The organism is Massilistercora timonensis (assembly GCF_048354975.1).
Lineage (GTDB): Bacteria > Bacillota > Clostridia > Lachnospirales > Lachnospiraceae > Massilistercora > Massilistercora timonensis.
In genome coordinates this window covers 44,248-68,778 of record NZ_DBGCJQ010000070.1, presented here as the reverse complement: position 1 = coordinate 68,778, position 24,531 = coordinate 44,248, and the positions used below count along the sequence as shown (strand labels likewise).

The 24,531-nt window shown below is 54.9% G+C and carries 21 protein-coding genes, 2 tRNA genes, 1 pseudogene and 1 other annotated feature; of the genes and pseudogenes, 1 reads left to right on the top strand and 23 read right to left on the bottom strand.

Annotated elements, in window-relative coordinates:
• Positions 1-8: 8 nt before the first annotated feature.
• The 14 genes and pseudogenes from rlmB to argS all read right to left on the bottom strand — a co-directional run bounded on the left by rlmB (position 9) and on the right by argS (position 15,141).
• Complete coding sequence (gene rlmB, locus ACML7B_RS06630) at positions 9-761, bottom strand: 23S rRNA (guanosine(2251)-2'-O)-methyltransferase RlmB (RefSeq protein WP_418540048.1); 753 nt, start codon at positions 759-761, stop codon at positions 9-11.
• 34 nt (positions 762-795) lie between these two features.
• Positions 796-1,245 carry a Mini-ribonuclease 3 gene (locus tag ACML7B_RS06625; RefSeq protein ID WP_418540045.1) on the bottom strand — a complete coding sequence of 150 codons (450 nt, stop codon included), beginning with the start codon at positions 1,243-1,245 and terminating at the stop codon, positions 796-798.
• Entirely contained in the window at positions 1,230-2,636 is a 1,407-nt protein-coding gene (gene cysS, locus ACML7B_RS06620) for a cysteine--tRNA ligase (RefSeq protein ID WP_418540043.1), read from the bottom strand. Before cysS ends, ACML7B_RS06625 begins: the two co-directional genes overlap by 16 nt.
• Positions 2,623-3,336 (bottom strand): serine O-acetyltransferase EpsC, encoded by a 714-nt coding sequence (gene epsC / locus ACML7B_RS06615; protein WP_346708259.1) that lies wholly within the window; start codon positions 3,334-3,336, stop codon positions 2,623-2,625. The genes cysS and epsC overlap by 14 nt, the downstream gene beginning before the upstream one ends.
• An 80-nt stretch (positions 3,337-3,416) precedes the next feature.
• Positions 3,417-3,663 (bottom strand) — a binding site (T-box leader).
• A gap of 51 nt (positions 3,664-3,714) precedes the next feature.
• Positions 3,715-4,740, bottom strand: a complete 1,026-nt coding sequence (locus ACML7B_RS06610) for a GNAT family N-acetyltransferase (protein ID WP_346708258.1) — start codon at positions 4,738-4,740, stop codon at positions 3,715-3,717.
• A 23-nt stretch (positions 4,741-4,763) separates the two neighbouring features.
• Complete coding sequence (gene ispF, locus ACML7B_RS06605; RefSeq protein WP_418540040.1) at positions 4,764-5,306, bottom strand: 2-C-methyl-D-erythritol 2,4-cyclodiphosphate synthase; 543 nt, start codon at positions 5,304-5,306, stop codon at positions 4,764-4,766.
• Positions 5,306-5,575 carry a hypothetical protein gene (locus ACML7B_RS06600; RefSeq protein WP_106790421.1) on the bottom strand — a complete coding sequence of 90 codons (270 nt, stop codon included), beginning with the start codon at positions 5,573-5,575 and terminating at the stop codon, positions 5,306-5,308. Before ACML7B_RS06600 ends, ispF begins: the two co-directional genes overlap by 1 nt.
• Positions 5,576-5,734: 159 nt before the next feature.
• Positions 5,735-5,808, bottom strand: a tRNA-Met gene (locus tag ACML7B_RS06595).
• A 14-nt stretch (positions 5,809-5,822) separates the two neighbouring features.
• Positions 5,823-5,895: transfer RNA gene (locus ACML7B_RS06590), tRNA-Val, on the bottom strand.
• Between the two features lie 159 nt (positions 5,896-6,054).
• A complete protein-coding gene (gdhA, locus tag ACML7B_RS06585; protein WP_346708255.1) occupies positions 6,055-7,389 on the bottom strand; it encodes an NADP-specific glutamate dehydrogenase in 1,335 nt (444 codons plus the stop codon).
• A gap of 200 nt (positions 7,390-7,589) precedes the next feature.
• Positions 7,590-11,383: pseudogene (locus tag ACML7B_RS06580) on the bottom strand (phosphoribosylformylglycinamidine synthase).
• A gap of 82 nt (positions 11,384-11,465) precedes the next feature.
• Positions 11,466-12,173, bottom strand: coding sequence for a TIGR01906 family membrane protein (locus ACML7B_RS06575; protein WP_418540037.1), 708 nt, complete (start codon positions 12,171-12,173; stop codon positions 11,466-11,468).
• 22 nt (positions 12,174-12,195) lie between these two features.
• Positions 12,196-13,371 (bottom strand): alanyl-tRNA editing protein, encoded by a 1,176-nt coding sequence (locus tag ACML7B_RS06570; protein WP_418540034.1) that lies wholly within the window; start codon positions 13,369-13,371, stop codon positions 12,196-12,198.
• Between the two features lie 3 nt (positions 13,372-13,374).
• Complete coding sequence (gene argS / locus ACML7B_RS06565) at positions 13,375-15,141, bottom strand: arginine--tRNA ligase (RefSeq protein ID WP_418540031.1); 1,767 nt, start codon at positions 15,139-15,141, stop codon at positions 13,375-13,377.
• A gap of 187 nt (positions 15,142-15,328) precedes the next feature.
• Between argS and ACML7B_RS06560 the strand changes: the two genes are divergently transcribed.
• Entirely contained in the window at positions 15,329-15,976 is a 648-nt protein-coding gene (locus ACML7B_RS06560) for a flavin reductase (protein ID WP_418540029.1), read from the top strand.
• A gap of 51 nt (positions 15,977-16,027) precedes the next feature.
• Here the strand turns inward: ACML7B_RS06560 and ACML7B_RS06555 are convergent, their stop codons facing one another.
• From ACML7B_RS06555 to ACML7B_RS06515, 9 genes are all read right to left on the bottom strand, one after another.
• Complete coding sequence (locus ACML7B_RS06555) at positions 16,028-16,567, bottom strand: stage II sporulation protein M (protein WP_418540028.1); 540 nt, start codon at positions 16,565-16,567, stop codon at positions 16,028-16,030.
• 61 nt (positions 16,568-16,628) lie between these two features.
• Positions 16,629-17,171, bottom strand: coding sequence for an NUDIX domain-containing protein (locus tag ACML7B_RS06550; RefSeq protein ID WP_418540027.1), 543 nt, complete (start codon positions 17,169-17,171; stop codon positions 16,629-16,631).
• A gap of 73 nt (positions 17,172-17,244) precedes the next feature.
• Positions 17,245-18,798 (bottom strand): ribonuclease Y, encoded by a 1,554-nt coding sequence (gene rny / locus ACML7B_RS06545; protein ID WP_106790412.1) that lies wholly within the window; start codon positions 18,796-18,798, stop codon positions 17,245-17,247.
• Between the two features lie 72 nt (positions 18,799-18,870).
• Positions 18,871-19,485, bottom strand: a complete 615-nt coding sequence (locus tag ACML7B_RS06540) for a regulatory protein RecX (RefSeq protein ID WP_106790411.1) — start codon at positions 19,483-19,485, stop codon at positions 18,871-18,873.
• Positions 19,486-20,547, bottom strand: a complete 1,062-nt coding sequence (gene recA, locus ACML7B_RS06535) for a recombinase RecA (protein WP_418540026.1) — start codon at positions 20,545-20,547, stop codon at positions 19,486-19,488. It abuts the gene before it with no gap.
• Between the two features lie 182 nt (positions 20,548-20,729).
• Positions 20,730-21,350 (bottom strand): sugar O-acetyltransferase, encoded by a 621-nt coding sequence (locus ACML7B_RS06530; protein ID WP_418540025.1) that lies wholly within the window; start codon positions 21,348-21,350, stop codon positions 20,730-20,732.
• A gap of 18 nt (positions 21,351-21,368) precedes the next feature.
• Positions 21,369-23,039: an alpha-glucosidase gene (locus ACML7B_RS06525; RefSeq protein WP_418540023.1), complete on the bottom strand. Its 1,671-nt coding sequence runs from the start codon at positions 23,037-23,039 to the stop codon at positions 21,369-21,371.
• A 96-nt stretch (positions 23,040-23,135) separates the two neighbouring features.
• A complete protein-coding gene (locus ACML7B_RS06520; RefSeq protein ID WP_346708242.1) occupies positions 23,136-24,023 on the bottom strand; it encodes an AraC family transcriptional regulator in 888 nt (295 codons plus the stop codon).
• A 4-nt stretch (positions 24,024-24,027) separates the two neighbouring features.
• Entirely contained in the window at positions 24,028-24,495 is a 468-nt protein-coding gene (locus ACML7B_RS06515) for a YbaK/EbsC family protein (RefSeq protein ID WP_346708241.1), read from the bottom strand.
• Positions 24,496-24,531 lie beyond the last annotated feature (36 nt).

Here is a 24,531-nt window from a genome sequence, read left to right as displayed (position 1 = left end):
TTCTTTTTTTATCCCAGCCGCTGCCGGACGATCTCATAGGCCAGCACTCCTGCTGCCACGGAAGCATTCAGGGAGTCGATCTCCCCCTTCATGGGGATGGAGGCGATAAAATCACAGGTCTCCCTCACCAGCCGGCCCACGCCTTCCCCTTCATTGCCGATCACAAGACCGATGGGGCCGGTAAGGTTCAGCCGGTACATGGGCTCTCCGTCCATATCCGCGCAGACAAACCAGATCCCCTGCTCCTTTAACTCCTCCATGGTCTTCACCAGGTTGGTGACCCGGGCCACCGGCGTGTAGTTCAAAGCTCCCGCGGAGGTTCTGGCTACCGTGGCGGTAAGCCCCACTGCCCGCCGCTTGGGGATGATCACCCCGTGGGCTCCTGCCAGGTTGGCAGTCCGGATAATGGCCCCCAGGTTATGAGGGTCTTCAATATTGTCCAGAAGGATCAGGAAGGGATCTTCCCCCCGCTCTCTTGCCAGGGCCAGCATATCCTCCACCTGGGCATAGGCATAGGCTGCCGCGTCCGCGATCACCCCCTGGTGCTTCCCGGTCTGGGACAGCCGGGACAACCTTGCCTTATCCACAAACTGCACCTGAATGCCCCGTTTTTTCGCCTCTCTTAAAATGGTCTGCACCGGGCCGTCCTTGCACCCGTCCTGGACGTAGAGCCGTTCTATGGTCCGGTCCGCCCGGATCGCCTCCAGCACCGCGTTCCTGCCCTCGATCCGGTTTTCTTTTTCTTCCTGATAATGTTCCATGGTCATCGGTTCCTCTTTCCCTCTGTCTCTTTGCTTACTCATTTTGTCCCTTCTCATGGTCAAGCCCTGCCTTCACCAGCTCCAGCAGCCGCCCCCAGTCCTGCTTAAGATAGAGCCAGCCAAGAAGCGCCTCGAATCCGGTGGCCCGGTGGTAATCCTTAAGAGACTGGTTCTTGGCAGTGGAAAAGCTTTTAGCGTTCCTGCCTCTTCGGTAAACCCCTTCCTCTTCCTCCGTGAGAAGCTCTTCGATGGCCTCCATCATCCGGGACTGGGCAGAAGCCTGCACAAGAGCGCTGGTAGCCTTGTGCAGCTTCTTCACCTGCCGGTTGCCGTCCCCCACCACCAGGGTGCGGATGATCAGATCATAGATCGCGTCCCCAAGATAGGCAAGCACCAGGGGAGAATATTCTCCCGGCTTTCCCTCCGGCAGCTGAAAGGTCTCCTTAAGAAGGGTGTCAAACTGCCATGTTACGCTTTTTTCCATTTTACTCCCTCTCTGGTATCCTCCAGAATGATCCCTTTTGCCGCCAGCTCATCCCGGATCTCATCCGCCCGTTTGAAGTCCTTTGCCTTTCTTGCCGCCTGGCGCTCTTCGATCAGCTTCTCGATCTCTTCATCCAGAAGCTCTTCTTCCTTATCCACGATCAGGCCCAGCACGTCTGTCAGCGTCCGCAGGCGATCCAGCAGGTTCTGGAGATACTCTCTGGAGCTGTTCTCATCCGCGCTGGTGTTGATGAATTTCACCAGTTCAAAGACTGCCGCCAGGGCGTCCGCCGTGTTGAAATCATCGTCCATGGCCTTCTCAAATGCCTCCACAAAGGCATCGGTCTGAGCGAAGCATTTGGCCTCTTCCTCTGTCTGGGCCTCTGTCTTTCCATTTTTCATCCAGAACTTCAGGTTCTCCGCCGCGTTCACGATCCGCTCCAGGCCGCTTTTGGAAGATTCCATCAGCTGGGCGCTGAAATTCAGCGGACTTCTGTAATGGGCGCTGAGCATGAAGAACCGCAGCACCTGCAGGTCATACTGCTCACTGATCTCCCGCACTGTGCGGAAGTTGCCCAGGGATTTGCTCATCTTCCGGTTGTCAATGTTCAGGAAAGCGTTGTGCAGCCAGTAGTGGGCAAATTCTTTGCCGTTGGCCGCTTCGCTCTGGGCGATCTCATTCTCATGATGGGGGAAGATCAGGTCTTCGCCGCCGGCGTGGATGTCGATCTGCTCGCCCAGATATTTCCTGGACATTACAGAACACTCGATATGCCAGCCGGGACGGCCGTCGCTCCAGGGCGACTCCCAGGCAGGCTCTCCTTCTTTCTTTGGCTTCCACAGCACGAAATCCAGGGGATCTTCTTTCTCGTCCTCGCCGGTCACCAGAAGAGAACGCTCGCCGGAACGCAGGTCATCCAGGTTCTTGTGGGACAACTTCCCATACTCCTTGAACTGACGGGTGCGGAAGTAAACGGTTCCGTTCTTCTCATAGGCATAGCCCTTGTCGATCAGAGTCTGGATCATCTCCACCATGCCGCAGATCTCCTGGGTGGCCAGGGGATGGGTAGTGGCAGGCTTTACGTTCATGCCCTCCATATCCTTCTTGCACTCCCTGATGTACCGCTCGGAGATCTCCTGGGCGGATACTCCTTCCTCAATGGCTTTGTTGATGATCTTGTCGTCCACGTCAGTAAAGTTGGACACGTAGTTCACATCATATCCCTTGTACTCAAAATACCGGCGCACCGTGTCAAACACGATCATAGGCCTTGCGTTCCCGATATGGATGAAGTTATAGACTGTGGGGCCGCAGACATACATTTTCACCTTCCCCGGCTCCAGGGGGACGAATTCTTCTTTTCTCTTAGTCAGTGTGTTATACAGCTTCATGTTCTTCTATTTCCTCCTCATTTAAGATCTTGACATTCTGTTCCTGCATACATTTCATATGCTTCTCCATCTCCAGGATCCGGCTGTGAAGCCGCAGGTTATCCGCCTGCAGTTCCCGGATATCGTTGCTGATGGGATCCGGCAGATGGATCTGGTCCAGATCCATCCGGGGGATCTTCTGGTCACCCATCTTCACCACCCGTCCGGGGACGCCCACCACCGTACAGTTTGGCGGCACCTCTTTAAGTACCACCGAACCTGCGCCGATTTTGGAGTTTTCCCCGATGGTGAAGGATCCCAGCACCTTGGCGCCGGCGCTGACCATCACATTATCCTTCAGGGTGGGGTGGCGCTTGCCCTGCTCCTTGCCGGTCCCTCCCAGGGTCACTCCCTGGTAGAGAGTCACGTTGTCTCCAAGCTCCGCCGTCTCCCCGATGATCACACCGCTTCCGTGGTCGATGAACAGGCCCTTCCCGATGGTGGCTCCCGGGTGGATCTCAATGCCCGTCTTTCGCACCGCCCTCTGGGAGATCCAGCGGGCCAGGAAGTAATGCTTCTTAAGATACAGCTTATGTGCCAGCCGGTAGCGCAGGATGGCTTTAAAGCTGGGGTATAAGAACACCTCCATGTTAGACTTGATGGCCGGGTCCCGTTCCCGGATCACCTGGATCTCTTCTCGGATATAAGATAAAATTCCCATATTTCTTCTCTCCTTCACTGCTATGACTTCTGGTTTCTGCTTCGCAAATAAAAAAACTCCGTCTCTGTACCTAAAAGTACACAAGAGACGAAGTCTGGCTCCGCGGTTCCACTCTTATAGAGGATCACCCGCCCTGATCGCCGCGCGGTCCTCCACTCGATACACGTAACGTGTGTAAAACGTGCCCGGCTACTGGAACAAAAATCGTTCACCAGGCAGGCTCCCGGATGCACTTCACAGCGATTTCTCTGAAAACTGCTTTCAGCCGGTGACAGTTTCTCTCTTTCAGGTCCGTCCTCTGCTACTCTTTCCGCTCAGCGCCTTTGCCTTATATAGCATATATCATATGGGAAATCCCCGGATTTGTCAATTGTTAATTTACACCGTCTCATTCAGGTAAATTTTATCAAGGGGGATGATCTTTTTCATCTCCTGCTTCATCCGCTCCGTCATCTCCACCCCGGGCTCCCGGGCCAGTTCTTCCACCGTCTCAGCGCCAAACAGGAAGCTTCCCAGCGCCCCGATGGGGATGGTCCCTTCGCTGTTCTCCTGCTTTCCGTCCATCAGCATCACACCGGAGAACTCCGTTCCTGTAAGGACCAGGCACCGGTTGTTCTCCGGAAGGATGGGATCCGTCACCTGAAAGCAGACTGCCATCAGGCTTTTCAGCCGCAGGGACATCAGCATCCGCCGCAGGTCTGTGATACGGATCATGATCTTTGGCTTCTCCTCCCCGGTCTCCCCCGGCATATAAGTCCGGCAGCCTGTGATCACTCCATTTTCTCTCTCGATCATCAGACAGCCGCCGTCGCTGGCATATTCCTTCTGCAGTCTGCGGTAATAGGCCGCATCCCGGAGGGCATACACCTGGAAATGTTCCCCAAGCCAGCCGTTGGCCGCCTCTGCCAGCTCCTCTGATTCTTCTTCCTTCGCCTTGCTTACAAGGATCCCCGGATCCTCAGACGCCGGGCCGGGCGCCTGTCTGTATTCTTCCTCCGAACAGAATTTCCGCTGCTGCTCATACACCGTCCGGAAATCATGGGGCAGATAGATGGCCTCCGCCGCCGGCATAAGAAAGGTAAAACTCTCCCCCGCCTGATACATATCGGTAAGGGCCTGCTTAAGAAGGGCGGCCATATACCCTCTCCCCCGGTACTCTTTCCGGGTGGCTACCGCCACGATATAATGAGCCGCTTTCCTGCTGCCGTTCACCATTAGGGTATAAGGGTTCAGGTGAAGCATGGCCTGGATCTCTCCTGCCTCCTCCACTACATAGATCTGATTATCCCTGGTCTTCTCTGTATAATAGTAGTCCACAAAAGAACGACTGTCCTCAGAAAAGACTTCCTCATACAAGGCTCTTGTCTTCCCGTGTTCCTGTGGCTCCAGTTTTCGGATTTCCATTTTACTTCCCTTCTTATCCTGTCCTATTGATCCGCCGCGTTGGGACAGCCGCCGCAGTTTCCGCAGTCTCCCCCTACCGGATAGCTGTAATTTCGTATGGAATCCAGACAGGCCACCGCCTGGGCGGAGATGCCCTCTCCGGTTCCGGTAAAGCCAAGTCCTTCTTCCGTGGTAGCCTTCACATTGACCTGATCTAACTCCAGGTGAAGGGCCGCCGCGATATTCCGGCGCATTTCCCAGATGTGTGGCGCCATCTTAGGCCTCTGGGCGATAATGGTGGCGTCGATATTCTCCACCACATAGAGCCGCTCCTCCAGAAGCTTCCCCACATGCTCCAGGAGCCTCATGCTGGAAGCTCCTTCATAGGCAGGGTCCGTGTCCGGGAAATGCTTCCCGATATCTCCCAGCGCCGCCGCGCCCAAAAGGGCGTCCATCACCGCATGGAGGAGCACATCCGCATCAGAGTGCCCGAGAAGCCCCTTCTCATAGGGGATCTTCACGCCTCCCAGGATCAGGTCTCTTCCTTCCGTCAGTCTGTGCACGTCATATCCCATTCCGATCCGCATTATGATTCCTCGTCTTTCTTCTCTGTGTCGGTGTCATCCTCGATCTCAGGCTCGTCATCTGCATAATTGTCCACATAATCGTGTTTGGCGATCCGGATCAGCGCGCTGGCGCACCAGGCCACGCCCGCGATCAGGAACAAAATTCCCACGATGGTGTATATGATATAATTGTCCGGTCTCTCAGAAAGAGCCCTCCCGGCCAGGGAGAACCCTGTGTAGGCCAGATATCCTCCCACGATCACTCTGAAAAACACACGGCTTCTGCTCATAGAATATCCTCCTTCGTCCTGTGTGCCGCCCTAATAAGGCCCACGCTCCAATTTCCCGATTATTATAGCATATGGAAGAATCCCAGACAAGCGGCAGATTGCAAGGGACATTTCCTAAATACAAAAAAAGAACCCTCCTTATAAGAGGGCTCTTCCCAGTAGCGGAAACTGGATTTGAACCAGCGACACCACGGGTATGAACCGTGTGCTCTAGCCAACTGAGCTATTCCGCCATATTACATGGATATGGGGCCTATAGGGCTCGAACCTATGACCCTCTGCTTGTAAGGCAGATGCTCTCCCAGCTGAGCTAAGACCCCATATACTTTCGAGTTCCTTATCTCGAACCCGCTTTGCTATTATACTATTGGTTGACGAAGATTGTCAACACCTTTTTTCATTTTTCTAAAAGGGGACAGGGTATTTTCAATCTGGGACGTGGTATTTTTAAAAATACCACGTCCCCACTTGAAAAAAATTTATACGATTCCCTGTGCCTCCATGGCGTTTACGACTTTCTCAAATCCCGCGATATTGGCGCCTGCCACATAGTTGCCGGGCATGCCGTAACGCTCTGCGGCGTCTGCCATATTGTGGCAGATGTTCACCATAATGTTCTTCAGCTTGCTGTCTACTTCTTCGAAAGTCCAGCTTAACCGCTCGCTGTTCTGGGACATCTCCAGCGCGGAGGTTGCCACGCCGCCGGCGTTTGCGGCCTTGCCGGGCGCAAAGAGGACTCCGTGCTCCTGCAGATACTGGGTAGCCTCCATGGTGGTAGGCATGTTTGCGCCTTCAGCTACTGCGAAGCAGCCGTTCTCCACCAGCATCTTGGCGTCTTCCAGGTGCAGCTCGTTCTGAGTCGCGCAGGGAAGAGCGATATCCACTTTCACGGACCATACGCCACGGCCCTCGTGATACTCGGAATTGGGACGGTATTTCTTGTACTCGGTCAGTCTTGCCCGGTTTACTTCCTTGATCTCTTTAAGCGCGGCCACATCGATTCCGTCCGGATCGTATACCCATCCGGTGGAGTCGCTGGCGGTCACTACCTTGGCTCCCAGCTGCTGCGCCTTCTCTGTGGCGTAGATCGCAACATTTCCGGAACCGGAGATGGCAACGGTCTTGCCTTTCAGCTCTTTGCCGTTGATCTTCAGAAGCTCCTCGGTAAGATACAGAAGTCCGTATCCGGTAGCCTCGGTTCTTGCAAGAGATCCGCCGTAGGTCAGGCCCTTGCCGGTGAGCACGCCTTCATACAGGCCTTTGATCCGCTTGTACTGCCCGAAGAGATAGCCGATCTCTCTTGCGCCGGTACCGATATCTCCTGCCGGAACGTCGGTATCCGCGCCGATATATTTGCAAAGTTCTGTCATAAAGCTCTGGCAGAAAGCCATCACTTCTCTGTCAGATTTGCCCTTTGGATCGAAATCAGATCCGCCCTTACCGCCGCCGATGGGCAGTCCGGTAAGGGAATTCTTAAATACCTGCTCGAATCCAAGGAACTTGATGATCCCCAGGTTTACAGAGGGGTGAAGGCGCAGGCCTCCCTTGTATGGTCCGATGGCGCTGTTGAACTGTACACGGTAACCGGTGTTTACCTGAACCTGTCCCGCATCGTCCACCCACGGAACCCGGAACTTGATCTGGCGCTCCGGCTCAACCAGCCGCTCAAGAAGCGCTTCTTTTCTGTACTTTTCCTCGTTGGCCTCGATCACTACACGCAGAGACTCCAGAACTTCCTTCACCGCCTGGTGAAACTCCGGCTCCGCAGGGTTTTTGGCCACTACTTTTTCCAGGACTTCATCAACATATGACATAACTCTTCTACCTCCTATGACTTAATTCCTTCCGGTTTTCAAACCATTTATTATTTTAAAAGATTTTCTGCCGGAACACAAGAAGTTTTTTCACTTTTTTGCAATTTTCTTATCCCGTTCCTGCATTTAAAAATAAATTTGCGGAAGAATGTTGCTTTTTCTCGTTTTTCTTTGCAACAATCTTCCGCAAATGATTCATTCTATCGGAAATATTTCACGCCGGACTCAAAAATCTTCAGATCCTGCTCTCCGTAAATGTTCACTGTCACGGAGCGTCCCCGCCGTTCCGCGTGAGCCATCTTGCCAAATACCCGGCCATCCGGGCTGGTAATGCCTTCGATGGCCATGTAGGAGCCGTTCACATTCCAGTTCTCATCTCCTACACAGATGTTTCCTTCCGGATCACAGTAGCGGGTGGCCACCTGTCCGTTGGCGAAAAGCTCCCTGATGGTCTCCTGGGGCGCCACGAACCGTCCTTCTCCGTGGGAGGCCGGATTCACATAGACGCCGCCAAGCTTGGCCCCGGCAAGCCAGGGTGACTTGTTGGTCACCACCTTGGTATATACCATCTTGGAAATGTGCCGGCCAATGGTATTGTAGGTCAGGGTTGGGGAGTCTTCTGTCTGTCCGGTGATCTTCCCGGAAGGAACCAGACCCAGCTTGATCAGCGCCTGGAACCCGTTGCAGATTCCAAGAGCCAGTCCGTCCCGCTCATTCAAAAGCCGCTCCACAGCCTCTTTCAGCTTCGCGTTCTGGAATGCGGTGGCAAAGAACTTGGCTGAACCGTCCGGCTCGTCTCCCGCGCTGAATCCGCCCGGGAACATGATGATCTGGGCCTCATTGATAGCCTTCTCAAATACCGCTACCGAGTCAATGATATCCGCCGCGTCAAGGTTCCGGAACACTTTAACCACCGTCTTCGCCCCGGCCCGTTCAAAGGCCCTGGCGCTGTCGAACTCACAGTTGGTTCCCGGGAATACCGGGATAAATACGGTGGGCTGCCCGATCTTGTGGCTGCACACATGAACCTTGGAAGCCTCAAAGCAGCCGTCCTCCCGAAGGCTTCCCCCGGCCGCCTCTTCTGACTGAACACCGGCCAGAAGATCTTCCTTAAATTCACTCACTCCACCGGAGGTGGTGGGGAATACCTTCTCCAGAGTACCCGTCCAGGCTGCCTCCGCCTCATCAAGAGGAATAGTCACGTCTCCATAGGTAAACGCGCCCTCATCGGTAACCTCGCCGATCACCGTGTAGCTGACTGCCAGCTCGCCTACCTTCCCGTCTGCCACTTCCGCCACGATCTCCCCAAATGCCGGGGCAAACAGATCTCTTGGATCCATGGAATGCTCGATCTTCACACCCATGCCGTTTCCAAAGGCCATCTTGCTCACCGCCGCGATCACGCCATGCCGGTCGGTCACATAGGCTGACAGCACCCGGCCTGCCTTGATGTCTTCTGCCAGTTTCCCGTACTGCTCCATTACTTTTTCATAAACCGGAACGTCGTATTCATCCTTGTCGATACGCACCCAAACAAGCTTGCTTCCTGCTTTCTTAAGTTCCGGCGTGATGATATCCTTCTCTTTGGCCACATCCACCGCGAAGGAAACCAGGGTGGGCGGCACGTCGATCTCCTCGAAGGTTCCGGACATACTGTCTTTTCCTCCGATGGAGGGAAGCCCGAATCCCAGCTGGGCGTTATAGGCACCCAGAAGCGCCGCAAAAGGCTGGCTCCAGCGATGGGGATCCTCCGTCATCCGCCGGAAGTACTCCTGGAAGGTAAACCGGATCTTCCGGTAGTCTCCGCCGGCCGCCACGATCTTGGCCACCGACTCGGTCACTGCGTAGATGGCTCCGTGATAGGGGCTCCAGGAAGACAGATAGGGATCAAATCCATAACTCATCATGGTCACGGTGTCGCAGTCCCCTTTCAGCACCGGAAGCTTGGCCACCATGGCCTGGGTCTCGGTCATCTGATATTTTCCTCCGTGAGGCATGAAGACGGAACCAGCTCCGATGGAGCCGTCGAACATCTCCACTAATCCCTTCTGGGAGCACACATTCAGGTCTCTTAAGGTGCCAAGCCATTTGGCCCGCACGTCTTCTACTTCCACTCTTCCCAGGATGCTGTCTCCGCGGCTTGGAATATCCACCGCCACTTTCGTCTCCTGGTGAGCGCCGTTGGTATCCAGGAAAGCGCGGGAGAGATTCACGATCTCCTTCCCCCTCCAGACAAGTACCAGACGGGGCTCTTCCGTTACCACCGCAACCTTCGTCGCCTCCAGGTTCTCTTCCCTGGCGTAGCCAAGAAATGCTTCCACATCTTTGGGATCAACCACAACCGCCATCCGCTCCTGGGACTCGGAGATAGCGATCTCCGTCCCGTCCAGGCCGGCGTATTTCTTCGGCACCTGATCCAGATCTACCCGAAGCCCGTCGGCCAGCTCTCCGATGGCAACAGAGACGCCGCCGGCGCCAAAGTCATTACATTTCTTGATGAGACAGCTTACCTCTTCCCTGCGGAACAGGCGCTGGATCTTCCGCTCGGTAGGCGGATTTCCCTTCTGTACCTCCGCGCCGCAGGTCTCGATGGACTCCTCTGTATGGACCTTGGAGGAACCGGTGGCTCCGCCGCAGCCGTCCCGCCCGGTCCGTCCGCCCAGCAGGATAATGATATCTCCCGGATCACCGCACGGCGCGGCGCCGCGCCCAGGACTGCTCCGATCTCCATTCGTTTCGCCACATAATCCGGATGATAGATCTCCTTCACCGCTCCGGTGGCAAGGCCGATCTGGTTTCCGTAGGAACTGTATCCGTGCGCTGCCTCCCGCACCAGCTTCTTCTGAGGCATCTTTCCTTTCATGGTCTCTTCCATGGAGACGGTGGGATCCGCCGCACCCGTCACACGCATGGCCTGGTACACATAGGTACGGCCGGACAGGGGATCCCGGATGGCTCCGCCAAGACAGGTGGCCGCTCCTCCGAAAGGCTCGATCTCAGTGGGATGGTTGTGGGTCTCGTTCTTAAAGTTCACCAGCCACTCTTCTTCCACCCCGTCCACTTCTACGGGAACCACGATACTGCAGGCATTGATCTCCTCAGACTCTTCCTGGTCCTCCAGCTTTCCTTCCTTTTTCAGCCTGCGCATTGCCATCAGCGCCAGATCCATCAGGCAGACAAACTTATCCTCTCTCCCCCGGAAGATCTCGCTGTGGTCATGGAGATACTGCCGGTAGGTATCTTCCATGGGCTTGCGGTAATCCCCTTCCCCGAAGGATACTTCCGTAAGCTCTGTGGAAAAAGTAGTGTGACGGCAGTGATCCGACCAGTAGGTATCCAGCACCCGGATCTCCGTCATAGAGGGGTCTCTCTTCTCCTCCCCCCGGAAATAATTCTGAATATGGAGAAAATCTTTGAATGTCATGGCAAGTCCAAGAGAATCATAGAGCTCCTTTAAATCCTCCTCGTCCATGTCCTTGAATCCGTCAAATACGATCACGTCCGCCGGCTCGTCGAACCTGGTCACCAGGGTATCCGGCTTCTCTTCGCCCGCCTCTCTGGAATCCACCGGATTGATGCAGTGGTTCCGGATGGCCGCGAACTCCTCATCGGAAATGCAGCCCTGGATCACATAGGTAGTGGCCGTGTGGATCACCGGCGTCTCATCCTCCCGGATAAACTGGACGCACTGGACCGCGGAATCCGCCCGCTGGTCAAACTGTCCCGGAAGGAACTCCACGGAGAAGACCCGGTCGCCTTCTTCTTTTGGAAATTCTTCCAGATAGAGCCTGTCCACCGGAGGCTCTGCGAAAATTCCCCTGCAGGCCTTCTCAAAAGTATCTTCCGACAGATCCTCCACATCGTAGCGGATCAGCACCCGCACGCCGGTCACGTCTCCCAGTCCCAGATAACTCTGGATCTCGTGCTTCAGTTCCTCTGCCTGCACGGCAAATCCCGGCTTTTTCTCCACGTACACTCGTCTTACCATACTCATCGCTTTTCCTCCATTTAATGTCTTAAGCCATTTGCTTACTCTTTTTATTATAACATGCGGATTTTAGTCCGCACAACGGATCTTACAGATTTTCCCCTTTTTTCTTCCCGGACATCCGCCGCAGAAAGAAGAACAAAAGGAAAAGAACCGCCAGCATCCCCAGGAAGATCCCCCCGATCCGGGCCACCATATCCGCGAAAAATCCTTCCGGCAGCATCCGGATCATATAATCTGTGGCCGGATCAAAGATCCACAGATCGTTGGTGAAAAAAATCTCATGGAAAATGGTGAAACAGCGGGTGAAATCCACTGCAAAGGCAATGGCCAGAAAAACGGCCACGCCAAGGAAGACTCCAAACGCCCGGAAATAACAGCCCGGCAGGAACTTCTTAAGATCCGCCTTCCCCGCTCCCAGGATCACCAGCAAAACCACGGCCGCCAGAAGGCAGCCGGTGCGAAGCCTAAGCCCGCCCAGGAAAAGGTTCTTTACATCCGCCATGTGGAGGCGGTCCTGCTCATTGAAGAAATCCTGTTCCTGCCCGTCCACCCGGGTGACAATGGACAGTTCTTCCTCTTCCCCGATAAGATAGGCCATCATGTGATCGGTCACTTCCATCACATCTCCCATCTCCATACCAAGGGATTTGGTCACCTGATATTTCTCATATTCCGTCTCATAGAATCCATACTGGGGATCCCCGTAGATCGCCAGCTGGAAACTGGTGATCAAAAGGGCCAGGATCAAAAGAAACATGGCCAACGTCCCCAGGGCTTTCTGTCCTCTCGTCATCTTATAGCCCCTTTCTTATCCATTAGGCCCCGGTGTAATCCCGGCAAAAGGCGCAGATCTCTTCTTTGTCCCCTGCCGTCAGGGATCCCTGGACCATCTCCGGCTTTCCGCCGCCTCTCCCGGCGAACTTCTCATTAAGCTGCCGGCACAAAGGCCGCACGTCTTCCTCCCTGCTTCCGATCACATAGCGGAACCCCTCCCGGGTCTTCACAAACACAGCGCAGACGTTCGCCCCTCTTTCTACCACAAGGTTCATCAGTTCCCGGGGAGCGTCTCCTTCCAGGTCTTCCGGAAATACCGCCGTCACCGGTTCCTCCGGCAGGATCTCTTGTGCCAGGTAGCGAAGCAGCTTTCTCTGCAGGGCCACCTGTCTCTGCTTCAGGGCCGCCTGTTCTTCCTTCAGATGCTCCACTGCCTGGGCCACCTGATCCTCTTTGGCGCACAGAAGGGCAGAGATCGCCTTTGTCCCCGCCTCCTTCTCCTCATAATCCTTAAGGGCACGCATTCCTGCCAGCAGCGTCACCCGCTGGCCTCCCTTGTAATTGATCATATTTACCAGCTTGATAAGGCCGATCTCCCCGGTATGAGCCATATGGGGAGCGCAGCAGGCGCACAGGTCGTATCCCGGGATGGAGACCAGACGCACCTGTCCCTGGATCTCGATCTTGCTTCGGTATTCCAGGTCTTCCAGTTCCTCTTTCGACGGATAGAAAACGGTCACCGGGAGATCGGCGAACACTGCCCGGTTGGCTTCTCTCTCGATCTCTTTTAACTGGTCTCTGGAAATGGGACCGCTAAAATCCATGGTACAGTAGTCTTCCCCCAGATGGAAGCCTACATTGTCATAGCCAAACCGCTGATGGACCAGACCGGAGACAATGTGTTCCCCCGTGTGCTGCTGCATCCGGTCGAAACGCTGCTCCCAGTCAATAATCCCGTGAACCCTGGTCCCCGGCTCCAGAGGTCCTTCCGTCTTATGCCAGATCATCCCCTTCCGGTCTTTTACATCCAGCACCCGGACCCCGTTCAGCACGCCGGTATCTGCATACTGGCCGCCTCCTTCCGGGAAGAAAGCAGTCTGGTCCAGCAGCACCTGGAACGCTTCCCCCTCCGTCTCACAGGCCAGTACCTCTCCGTCAAATTCTCTCTGATGGCTGTCCTCATAATACAGCCGCCTGGTCGTCTTCTCTTTCTCCATGGCCTACATCCTCTCCGGAGCCTCAAAGCCCAGCATGTCAATGCAGGCTTCCAGTACCTTTCTGGTAAGCACCAGAAGGGCGATATAGCTTTCCTTCTTCTCCTGATCTTCCTCCGCCAGGATCCTTGTCTCATGGTAGAACCGGTTGAAATCATTTGCCAGGTCATAGATATAGGCGCAGATCTTGTGGGGCGCCAACTCCTCATAGGCTCCCTCGATCACCTCGTTGTACCGGGCACAGCTGAGCATCAGAGCCCGGGTCAGTTCCTCGTCTGTCCCCCGGATCACAGCCTTGTCCGGGTCAGCTCCCTCCGCCTGGTATTTATTCAGGATGGATTTGATCCGCACGATGGTATACAGGATATAGGGTCCGGTATTACCCTCAAAAGAGGTAAACCGGTCCACGTCGAACACATAATCCTTGGAAGCCTGGTTGGACAGATCTCCGTACTTGATAGCAGAAAGCCCTACGATGCCGGCGGTCTGTCTTGCCTCCGCCTCCTCCACCGTACGATTCTCCGTGATCTTCTTGTACATCTCTTCCTGGATCTCCGAGATCAGGACCTCCAGGCGCATCACGCCGCCTTCCCTGGTCTTGAAAGGCTTCCCGTCCTTGCCGTTCATGGTGCCAAATCCCAAGAAGCGAAGCCTGGTCTCCTCCGGCACGATGCCGCTCTTGCGGGCCGCCCGGAACACCTGGACAAAATGCAGTTCCTGGCGCTTATCCACCACATAGATGATCTGATCCGGGTGATAGTCCCTCTCCCTCTGGACCAGAGTGGCAAGATCAGTGGTCCCGTAGAGGGAGGCGCCGTCCGACTTCTGGATCATACAGGGCGGCACTTCCTTGGTATCGGATTCCTCCTGCACGTCGATCACAAGAGCCCCCTGATCCGTGTGGGCATATCCCTCTTCCTTCAGCCGCCGGATCATATCCGGGATATCCGCCTGGGCGTCAGACTCCCCTTTCCACAGGTCAAAATCCACATTCAGATTGGCATAGTTCTTCTTCAGATCCGCCACGGAAACATGCATGATATGCTGCCAGATGGCCCGGCAGCCCCGGTCTCCGTTCTGCAGGAGGTAGGTGGCATGAAGCGCCCTCTCCCGGTACTCTTCATCCTCTTTGGCCCTTGCGCTGGCCGCAGGATAGATCTCCTCCAGTTCTCCGATGGTAAAGGGCGCCTCCGCGGGATAGTCCCCCTCATAATCCTTCTGAAAATAAGGAAGGTCCGGCTGGCGCTCCTGAAGCTCGGTGATGATAAGCCCCATCTGATAGCCCCAGTCGCCCAGATGGATGTCTCCCAGCACCTTGTGCCCCATCCGGCGGGCGATCCTTTTCACACTCTCCCCGATGATGGCTGAGCGAAGATGTCCCACATGGAGAGGCTTGGCCACATTGGGGCCGCCGTAGTCCAGAACGATGGTCTGAGGCTTATCCGTCTTCTCAAGGCCCAGCCCCTCATCCTCCTTCATGGCGTTTAAGTAGGCTGCCGTCTTGTCTGTATTTACATGGATGTTGATGAAGCCCGGCTTCACCACCTCCACCTTCTCCATCCATTCCCGCTTCTCAAGATGGGCGATCACATCCTCCGCGATCATAAAGGGCGCCTTATGGTAAGCTCTGGCCCCCGCCATGGCCCCGTTGCACTGATACTCGCACAGATCCGGGCGGTCTGAGAGGGTCACCTTGGCGTAAGACGGGTCGTATCCGGCCTTCTCAAAGGCTTCCGCCAGTTCCTGTCCGATCAGGTCCACCATTTTCTTCATGCTGCTTCCTCCTCCATTTATCCGTAAAACATTTCTTATTGTACTGCAGTTTTCATACTTAGTCATTCTATCATAAGAAAATCCCGGCAACAACTATATCTTACAACTCTCTTGCAAAAACTCCGGCTCCATGATACTATAATGATAACTATTACTGTTTTTCTAAGATAAAGAAAAGGAGGTTCCTATGAATACCAAAGTGTTTCGCAATCTTTCTTACGGGGTCTATGTGATCTCTTCCCTGGACGGGGAGCGTCCCACCGGCTGTATCGCCAACAGCGTCATGCAGATCACCTCTTCCCCTGCCACCATCGCCCTCAGCATGAACCACGACAACTATACCAACTCCTGCATCGCCGCTTCTGGTAAGTTTGCCGTCTCCATCCTGTCTGAGGAGTCGGATCCCGGCCTGATCGGCAACTTCGGCTTCCAGTCAGGGAAAAACGTAAATAAATTCGACGCTGCCGACTACCGGATGGAAAGCGGCCTCCCCATCGTCACCGATTCCTGCGGCTACATTGTCTGCCGGGTCATCGACAAGATGGAGACTTCTACCCACACCGTATTCCTGGGAGAAGTAATGGACGGGGACGTGATCGGTTCCAATCCTCCCATGACCTACGCGTATTACCATCAGGTGGTCAAGGGCAAGAGCCCCAAAAACGCGCCCACCTACCTGCCGGAAGAAGACGCTCCGGCCGCGAAGGAAGTCTGGAAATGCAGCGTCTGCGGCTACGTCTACGACGGGGAGACACCTTTTGAAGAGCTCCCGGATTCCTATACCTGCCCCATCTGCCGGCAGCCCAAATCCAAATTTCAGAAGGTTTCTTCATAACCTTTAACCTTAAGTGGGGACGTGGTATTTTTAAAAATACCACGTCCCCACTTATAAGCTTCCGATCATCCACTTCAGGAGCACCGGGTTCACATAGCACTCCAGCAATACCCCCACCGCCGTAAGAAGAAAAAAAACCAGGGTTTTCATCCGGTTCCATTCCACCTTCGGATACTGGAAGAAGTACCACAGAAGGATCACCCACGCCGCCCCGTAGAAAAGGAAATGGGGAAATAAAGCCGCCAGGCACAAAAAGATCCCCCGGATCCCTGTCTGCAGCACTGCGGAGGTCATCAGGATCCCGCCGGAAAAGCCTGTCCACGCCAGGAACCCCACCGCCACCGCTCTTCGAAGCCTGGTGCAGCCCAGGGCACAGACAAGGATCAGCGGAAGACTCCTCTTTTGCAGGACAAACCACAGAAACTCCTCTCCATCAATACTGGTCTGTCCGTACTGCTCCAGAAAATAATCGCTGAAACTCCCCATGCTGGCAATATAATCCCGGGACAACAGATTGGTATACAGGATCCCAGCCAGGAATCCCAGCATACAGAATAAAATGAAGCATCTCTTACTCTCCCGTATCCTCACAGACCGGCCCCCTTATCATCAAGATACTCCATATATATGTCCGGGGCTCCCGAATATGCCCCTACCTTCTCAGATACTTCGCCTCATAGGCCAGAAGGGCCGCAATGGTCTTGGCGTCCTCGATCTGACCGGCGAAGATCTTCTCCTTCAGCTCCTCCAGGTCACAGGGCTGCACATCCACATACTCATCCTCATCCAGGTGCTGTCTGGAAGGGATCAGGTCCCTTGCAAGGAAGATCTGGATCTTCTCATCACAGTAGGCGATGGTAGGCCGCAGGGTAAGAAGCCACTCCAGGTTCTCACAGCGGTATCCCGTCTCCTCCTCCAGCTCTCTTGCGGCGCATACAATGCCCTCTTCATCCGCCCCGTCCAGTTTTCCCGCCGGGATCTCCAGCGCCTCTCTCCCAAGGGCAGTCCGGTACTGACGCACCATCAGGATCCGGCCGTCCTCCAGCACCGGAACTACAGCCGCCGCGCCGTCATGGTGGATATAATCCCAGTCCGCCTTGTTCCCGTTGGCGAACTCCATATGATCCTGATAGACCTCAATAATGGCTCCCCGGTAGATCAGGTCTCTGCCCACCCGCTTTACATTCTCACTCATCTTCTATCTCCTTTCCTGTCCGTAAAACAAAACAGGACCGGCGATGACACCGGTCCTGCTCTACATTTATCTTCTACTTGGCATAGTCAACCACCCGGGATTCCCGGATCACATTGACCTTGATCTGGCCAGGATACTCGAGTTCACACTCGATCTGCTTCGCGATATCTCTGGCCATCAATACCATGTCTGCATCAGATACATGCTCTGGAACTACCATTACACGAATCTCTCTACCCGCCTGAATTGCAAAAGATTTGTCAACACCTTTAAACTGATTGGTGATATCCTCTAACTGTTTTAACCTGTTGGTGTATGTCTCCAGCGTCTCTCTTCTCGCGCCCGGTCTCGCCGCGGAAATGGTATCCGCCGCCTGGACCACGCAGGCGATCAGGGTCTGCGGTTCCACATCACCGTGATGTGCTTCTACTGCGTTGATAACGGTTGCCGATTCTTTGTACTTGCGGCAAAGATCGACACCGATCTGGATATGTGATCCTTCTACATCATGATCGATGGATTTGCCAATGTCATGAAGAAGTCCGGCCCGCTTCGCCACTCTGACGTCCAGACCGATCTCACCGGCCAGAAGTCCGGCCAGCTGCGCAACCTCAATGGAATGCTTCAGCGCATTCTGACCATAGCTGGTCCGGAATTTCATCCGTCCAAGGAGCTTGATAAGCTCCGGATGGATCCCGTGAACGCCGACTTCGAGAGCTGCCGCCTCTCCTTCTTCCCGGATCATTGTCTCGACTTCTTTCTGCGCTTTCTCCACCATCTCTTCGATCCGCGCAGGATGGATCCTTCCATCCACGATCAGCTTCTCAAGGGCGATACGCGCCACTTCTCTTCTGATGGGATCGAAACCGGAAAGCACTACCGCTTCCGGTGTATCGTCAATGATCAGTTCGACGCCGGTCATGGTCTCAAGGGTCCGGATGTTCCGCCCCTCTCGTCCGATGATCCTTCCTTTCATCTCGTCGCTTGGAAGCTGGACTACAGAGATCGTGGTCTCAGCCACATGGTCCGCCGCGCATCGCTGGATCGCGTTGACCACGTATTCCTTGGCCTTCTTGTCCGCCTCTTCCTTCGCCTGCGCTTCCATCTCCTTGATCATTTTAGCAGTGTCATGTTTCACATCGTCTTCAACAGTTTTTAATAAATACTCTTTTGCCTGTTCGGAGGTAAGTCCTGAGATTCGTTCCAGTTCCTGTACACGCTGCTTGCTCAGCTCTTCCACTTTCGCTTCACGCTGTCTGAGCTGTTCTTCTTTTGCCGCAAAACCAGCTTCCCGCCGCTCAATGGCATCGGACTTCTTGTCTAAGGCCTCTTCCTTGGAAAGAACGCGTTTCTCATAGCGCTGTAACTCCGCTCTGCGTTCCTTTGTCTCTTTTTCAAGTTCATTTTTATTCTTGATAGACTCTTCCTTAATTTCCAAGAGAGACTCCTTCTTCTTTGCCTCAGCCGTCTTCACCGCATCATCGATGATCTCTCTTGCCTTGCTTTCCGCGTTTCCGATCTTGGATTCCGCGTTCTTCTTCAGGCTGGAGACCGTGGCGAAATGACTGATGGCTGCCGTTGCCAGGATCAGTACCACTGCCGCAGCAATTATGATTCCAATCGGCACAGGAGCACCTCCTTATTTAGTTTTCATTGTACAAATACAACACTTAAATTCTATACTGTTTTCACAAAGATGTCAAGCATTCCACTCAGAAACTTGTATCACTTGACGGATATCCTCATAGGAAAAACCCTTCCTGGTAAGAAACCCCAGCATTTTCCGGCGTTCCTTCTCGTCCATCCCCTCCGGATTCCAGCCCTTTTTCCTCAGAAGCTCCCGGATCGCCTCCCGGGAATCTTCCCCGGAGTAGCACTCCTCCATGGCAGCCTCGATCTCTTCCCTGCTGATCCCTTTCTCGCAAAGCCTGGCATAGATCTCCCGTCGGCTCTTCTGGCCCTTCCTTGTCTCAATGAAATTCCGGGCATAAGCCCCGTCGTTAACATAGCCAAAGGACTTCACATAGGCCAGGGTCTCCTCTACGATCTCTTCCGTATAGTGGTTCTGCCTGAGCTTGGCCCGAAGCTGGGCCTCTGTCCGCCCCATGTCGTTCAAAAGGTGGAGTGCCCGCATCTTGGCCCGCTTTAGCACCACTTCCCTGCGGATCTGCCGGCAGGTCTCCTCCGGGATCTCACACCCTCTGGCCAGATGATATCTTGCCAGATCCCCTTTGTATAACACAAAGGCGAATTTCCCGTCTATATAGACCTTATACCGGGTCCTGGAAAGGGGCTCTACTTCTGTTATGACCATTTACTTCTCCCTGGCGGCGTCCTTTGCCGCCGCGCCTTCTGCTACAGCGTCTTCCGCGCCTGCCCCGTTGAAGTGATAGTGTGCCCGGATCTTCTGCTCCATCTCCTCCAGAAGCTCCGGATGCTCTGCCAGATAGAGCTTGGCATTCTCCCGGCCCTGGCCGATCTTCTCCCCGTTGTAGGAGAACCAGGCGCCGCTCTTGCCGATCAGCCCCAGATTCACCGCCAGATCCAGGATATCTCCCTCCCTGGAGATCCCCTTGCCAAACATGATATCGAATTCCGCCTCTTTGAACGGAGGCGCGATCTTATTCTTCACGATCTTTACACGGGTCCGGTTCCCCACCATCTCGCCGCCCTGCTTCAGAGTCTCGGTCCGGCGCACATCCATCCGGATGGATGAATAGAACTTCAGCGCCCGTCCGCCTGTGGTGGTCTCCGGGTTTCCGAACATCACGCCCACCTTCTCACGGAGCTGGTTGATAAAGATCACCACGCAGTTGGACTTGCTGATCACCGGAGTCAGCTTCCGCAGGGCCTGGGACATCAGCCGCGCCTGCAATCCCACATGGGAATCTCCCATATCTCCCTCGATCTCCTGGCGGGGCACCAGGGCCGCCACCGAGTCGATGACAATGATGTCGATGGCGCCGGAGCGTACCATTGTCTCCGCGATCTCCAGGGCCTGGTCTCCGCTGTCCGGCTGGGAAATGTATAATTCGTCAATATCCACACCGATATTCCCGGCATAAACCGGGTCCAGAGCGTGCTCCGCATCGATAAAGCCCGCGATGCCGCCTCTCTTCTGCACTTCCGCGATCATATGAAGGGCCACCGTGGTCTTACCGCTGGACTCCGGCCCGTAGATCTCCACGATCCTTCCCTTGGGAACGCCTCCAAGTCCCAGGGCGATATCCAGGCTCAGGGAACCGGTGGGAACCGTCTCCACCGCCACTCTGGCCGCCGGGTCTCCCAGCTTCATCACCGTGCCCTTGCCAAAATCCTTCTCCAGCTTCGCGATCGCTGCATCCAATGCCTTCTTCTTATCTTCATTTCCTGCCATGATAAATTCTCCTCCAAAATATCGAACGAATGTTCGTGTCTGTTACTATAGTAGTATACCCCTGTCAAAATGTCAACCAGAATTTTGGAAATTTTCCAGCAGAAACCGCCGGAAAGAAACTGTAGATCTGCCTTAAAGACAGATTAACTATAACACAGCTTCTCCCGGCGGTCAATGGCTTCCTAGCCAAGCCCCATAACCTCTTCATATTCTCGTTTCTTCTCTTCCCAGTAATCCCGGTCCTCCCGGGTGATCTCCCGCAGCACCCGGCAGGGGTTGCCCACAGCGATCACATTGTCCGGAATGTCCTTCGTCACCACGGACCCGGAGCCGATCACCACGTTGCTCCCAATGGTGACCCCCGGATTGATCACCGCGTTCCCGCCGATCCACACATTGTCCCCGATGGTGACAGGCGCGCCAAACTCCAGGCCGGAATTGCGCACGCCGGCGTCGATAGGATGGCCCGCCGTGTAGATCCCTACTTTGGGCGCCAGGAACACATTGTCCCCTATGCGCACTTCGCACACGTCGATGATGGTGCAGTCATAATTGGCGTAAAAGTCCTCCCCCACATGGATGTGGCAGCCATAGTCACAGTGGAAGGTCTGCTCCACGTGCACCCACTCCCCGGTGGAGCCAAAAAGTTCTTTGATGATCTCCATCCGCCGGTCCATTTCCTCTTCCGACAGGGAATTAAAAAGCCGGGTCAGCCTGCGGGCCCTCATAAAATCTTCCTTCAGCTGGGGATCCCCGGCAGGATTATAGAGTTTTCCCGCCAGCATCAGTTCTTTATCTGTCATCTTCTCTTCATCCTTTCCTTAAGATACCTGGAGCACCACCGTCTCGCAGGGACGGAGCAAAAGACGGGTCCCTTCCCGGTGAGGAGTCCCCAGATTGGCAAGAAGCACCTGTTCCACCTTCTCTTCCAGGTTAAGCTCCACCGTCTCTTTTCCAAAATTCGCCAGGATCAGCGCCCTCTTCCCGCCGCCGCTCCTTTTGAAGGCAAAGAGATCCTCCTCTTCCTCATAGGCAGGCGCAAAGTCTCCGTAGACAAAGGTCTCCTTCCACGCCTCGCTTTTTCTGAGGGCGATCAGCTTCCGGTAGTAGGCAAGGACTGAATCCGGATCCTGCTCCTGGGCTGCCACGTTGATGGCCCGGTAATTCTCATTTACCTTCAGCCAGGGAGTCCCGTCGGTAAAGCCTGCGTTCCTGCTGCCGTCCCACTGCATAGGCGTCCGGGCGTTGTCCCGGCTGTTCCGGTAGCAGGCCTCCATGGCCTCCGCCGGCGTACATCCCTTCTCCAGTGCCAGGTGATACTGATTCCTGGTATCCAGATCGTCATATTCTTCCAGGCGCTCCATCCGGCAGTTGGTCATGCCGATCTCCTGCCCCTGATAGATAAAGGGGATCCCGGCCAGCAGCACGCTCACGGTTCCCAGCATCTTAACCCCCGCTTCATTTCTGGCGTGCTCCGGCAGATACCGGCTGGCGCCTCTGGGCTCATCGTGATTCTCAATAATGTTGGAGAGGAACACCTTCCCCTGATGGGCCGTCTGGGACTGGTAAATGGTGTCCCGCCATTTATCAAACTCCAGCGCCGGCGCGTCATACCAGCCATGCTCCCCCTGAGTCAGTATGTGGGGCGCGAAATCAAACATGGTGCAGAAATACCCGTTTTCCCCCACAAATTCTTCCAGCTTGTCTTCCCCCACGTTGAAGACTTCCCCCACGGTAAAGGCATGATGTGGCGCAAAGGTACGGTCCCGCAGTTCGCCCAGGAAGGCACCGATGCCCCTGGCCTGTTCCACCATCTTCGTCACCTGGCACAGCCCGTCCGGCCCGTCCGGCGGGAAACTGGGGAAATTTAAATCCTTCTTGATGTTGATGATGGCATCGATACGAAATCCCGCGATCCCTTTATCAAGCCACCAGTTCACCATCTCATAAATCTTCTCCCGCACCACCGGATTCTCCCAGTTAAGATCCGGCTGCTCCTTGGCAAATGCGTGGAAATAATAGTAGTCTGTACCCGGCACCGGCTCCCAGGCGCTGCCGCCGAAATAAGACCGGTAATTGCTGGGCGCCCTGCCGTCTCTTCCCTTCCGGAAATAGAAATAATCCCCGTACTCTCCCTCCGGGTCCGCCAGGGCCTTCTGGAACCATTCATGCCGGTCCGAGCAGTGGTTCACCACCAGATCCATCACAATGCCCATGCCCCGCTTCTTCGCTTCCGCCACCAGAAGATCAAAGTCTTCCATGGTCCCGAACTCTTCCGCGATCCGGTAATAATCTGAGATGTCATATCCCTGATCTACAAAAGGCGACTGATAGACGGGAGAGAGCCAGATCAGGTCCACCCCCAGCTCTTTCAGATAGTCCAGCCTGTCAAGGATCCCCCGCAGATCTCCGATCCCGTCTCCGTTGGTATCCTGGAAACTTTTGGGGTAAATCTGATATACGATCTTATCCTGCCACCATTTTCTTTCCATGAGAACTCCTCCTGTAATCCATTTGTTTTCCAAAATTGATTACAGTATACATACCTTATCTTAGAATTTCTTCTTCTATTTAGTGAAATAGTTTCACTATCTTGACTTCTTCATCTGTTCCCTGTACTCCGACGGAGAGACACCCCTGCTTCTGCGGAACCGGCTGATGAAGTAGCCTGCGTTCTCATAACCGCACCGGACCGCGATATGCAGGATCTTGTCGTCAGTCTGGGCCAGAAGCCGGGAGGCCTGGCTGATCCGCACATCGTTGATGTACTCCGTCACCGTCCGCCCGGTATGCTTCTTAAAATACCGGCAGAAATACTGGGGGTTCATGCCCGCCACCGCTGCCGCCTCTTCCACCCGGATCCGCCGGCCGTAATTCTGCCGGACAAATTCCAGCACCTTCTTAAGGCTGTCCATATTCCCCGCCTCCTCATCGTCGGCGCCTGTCCGGATCATCTGATCCCCCTCGAAGAAGCAGGCAAACAGACGGTAAAGCCCGGCCTTCAGCCTGAGATAAGGACCTGCTTCCCGGATCTTAGACGCCTGCCAGATCTCCTGATACAGACAGACCGCCTGGGGCCACAGTTCATCCCCCGGCTTCAGGGCACAGGGGAACTTAAGCTTCCCCTCCATCCAGGGACCCAGGATCACATGCTGAAGACTGTCGTAGGAAGCAAACTCCAGCATCTGGGGCGCGTACACCAGCGCCGTCTCCACCGTCCCCCTCTTAAATTCCAGAGAGTGGATCTCCTCTGGCCCTACAAAGAACAGCGCCGGTCCCTCCCCGGCATACCGCTCTCTCTGGATCCACACCTGATATTCCCCTTTCTCCACGAAAATGATCTCCGCCTCCGGGTGCCAGTGCAGCGGGACCGGGAAATCCTCCTGCCCGTCAAACTGGTAACAGGCGTAAGGGTAAGCCTGAGTGCCGTGGACTGCCTTCTCCTTCAGAGATGGCTGCTTTCCCGTTTCTTTCATTCTTCTAGCGCTCCTTGCACACATCCACCCATCCGCAGGAATTGCTGTACCGCTCCAGCTCCGGGATGGTAAGCTCGATCATACTGTTGGAACTTCCCGCCGCCGGGAACACCGTCTCAAACCGCTTCAGGGAATCATCCAGATAAACCTTTACCCCCTCATTGACCGCAAAGGGGCACACGCCGCCCACGCCGTGGCCGATCAGAGATTCCACCTCTTCAAACTTCAGCATGTGGGCCTTGCAGTCGAACTGGGCCCGGTATTTCTTATTGTCGATCTTCTGGTCTCCTGCCGTTACCACCAGGATCACATCCCTATCCGTCCGGAAGGACAGGGTTTTGGCGATACGCTCCGGGCCGCAGCCAAGGGTGGCCGCCGCTTCCTCTACCGTGGCGCTGGAGGTGGCCGCCTCCATCACCCGTTCTTCCATGCCAAACTGGGCAAAATATGCCTTTACCTTCTCAATTGCCATTTTCTTTCGTCTCCTTTATCTCTACATCTGTGGTCT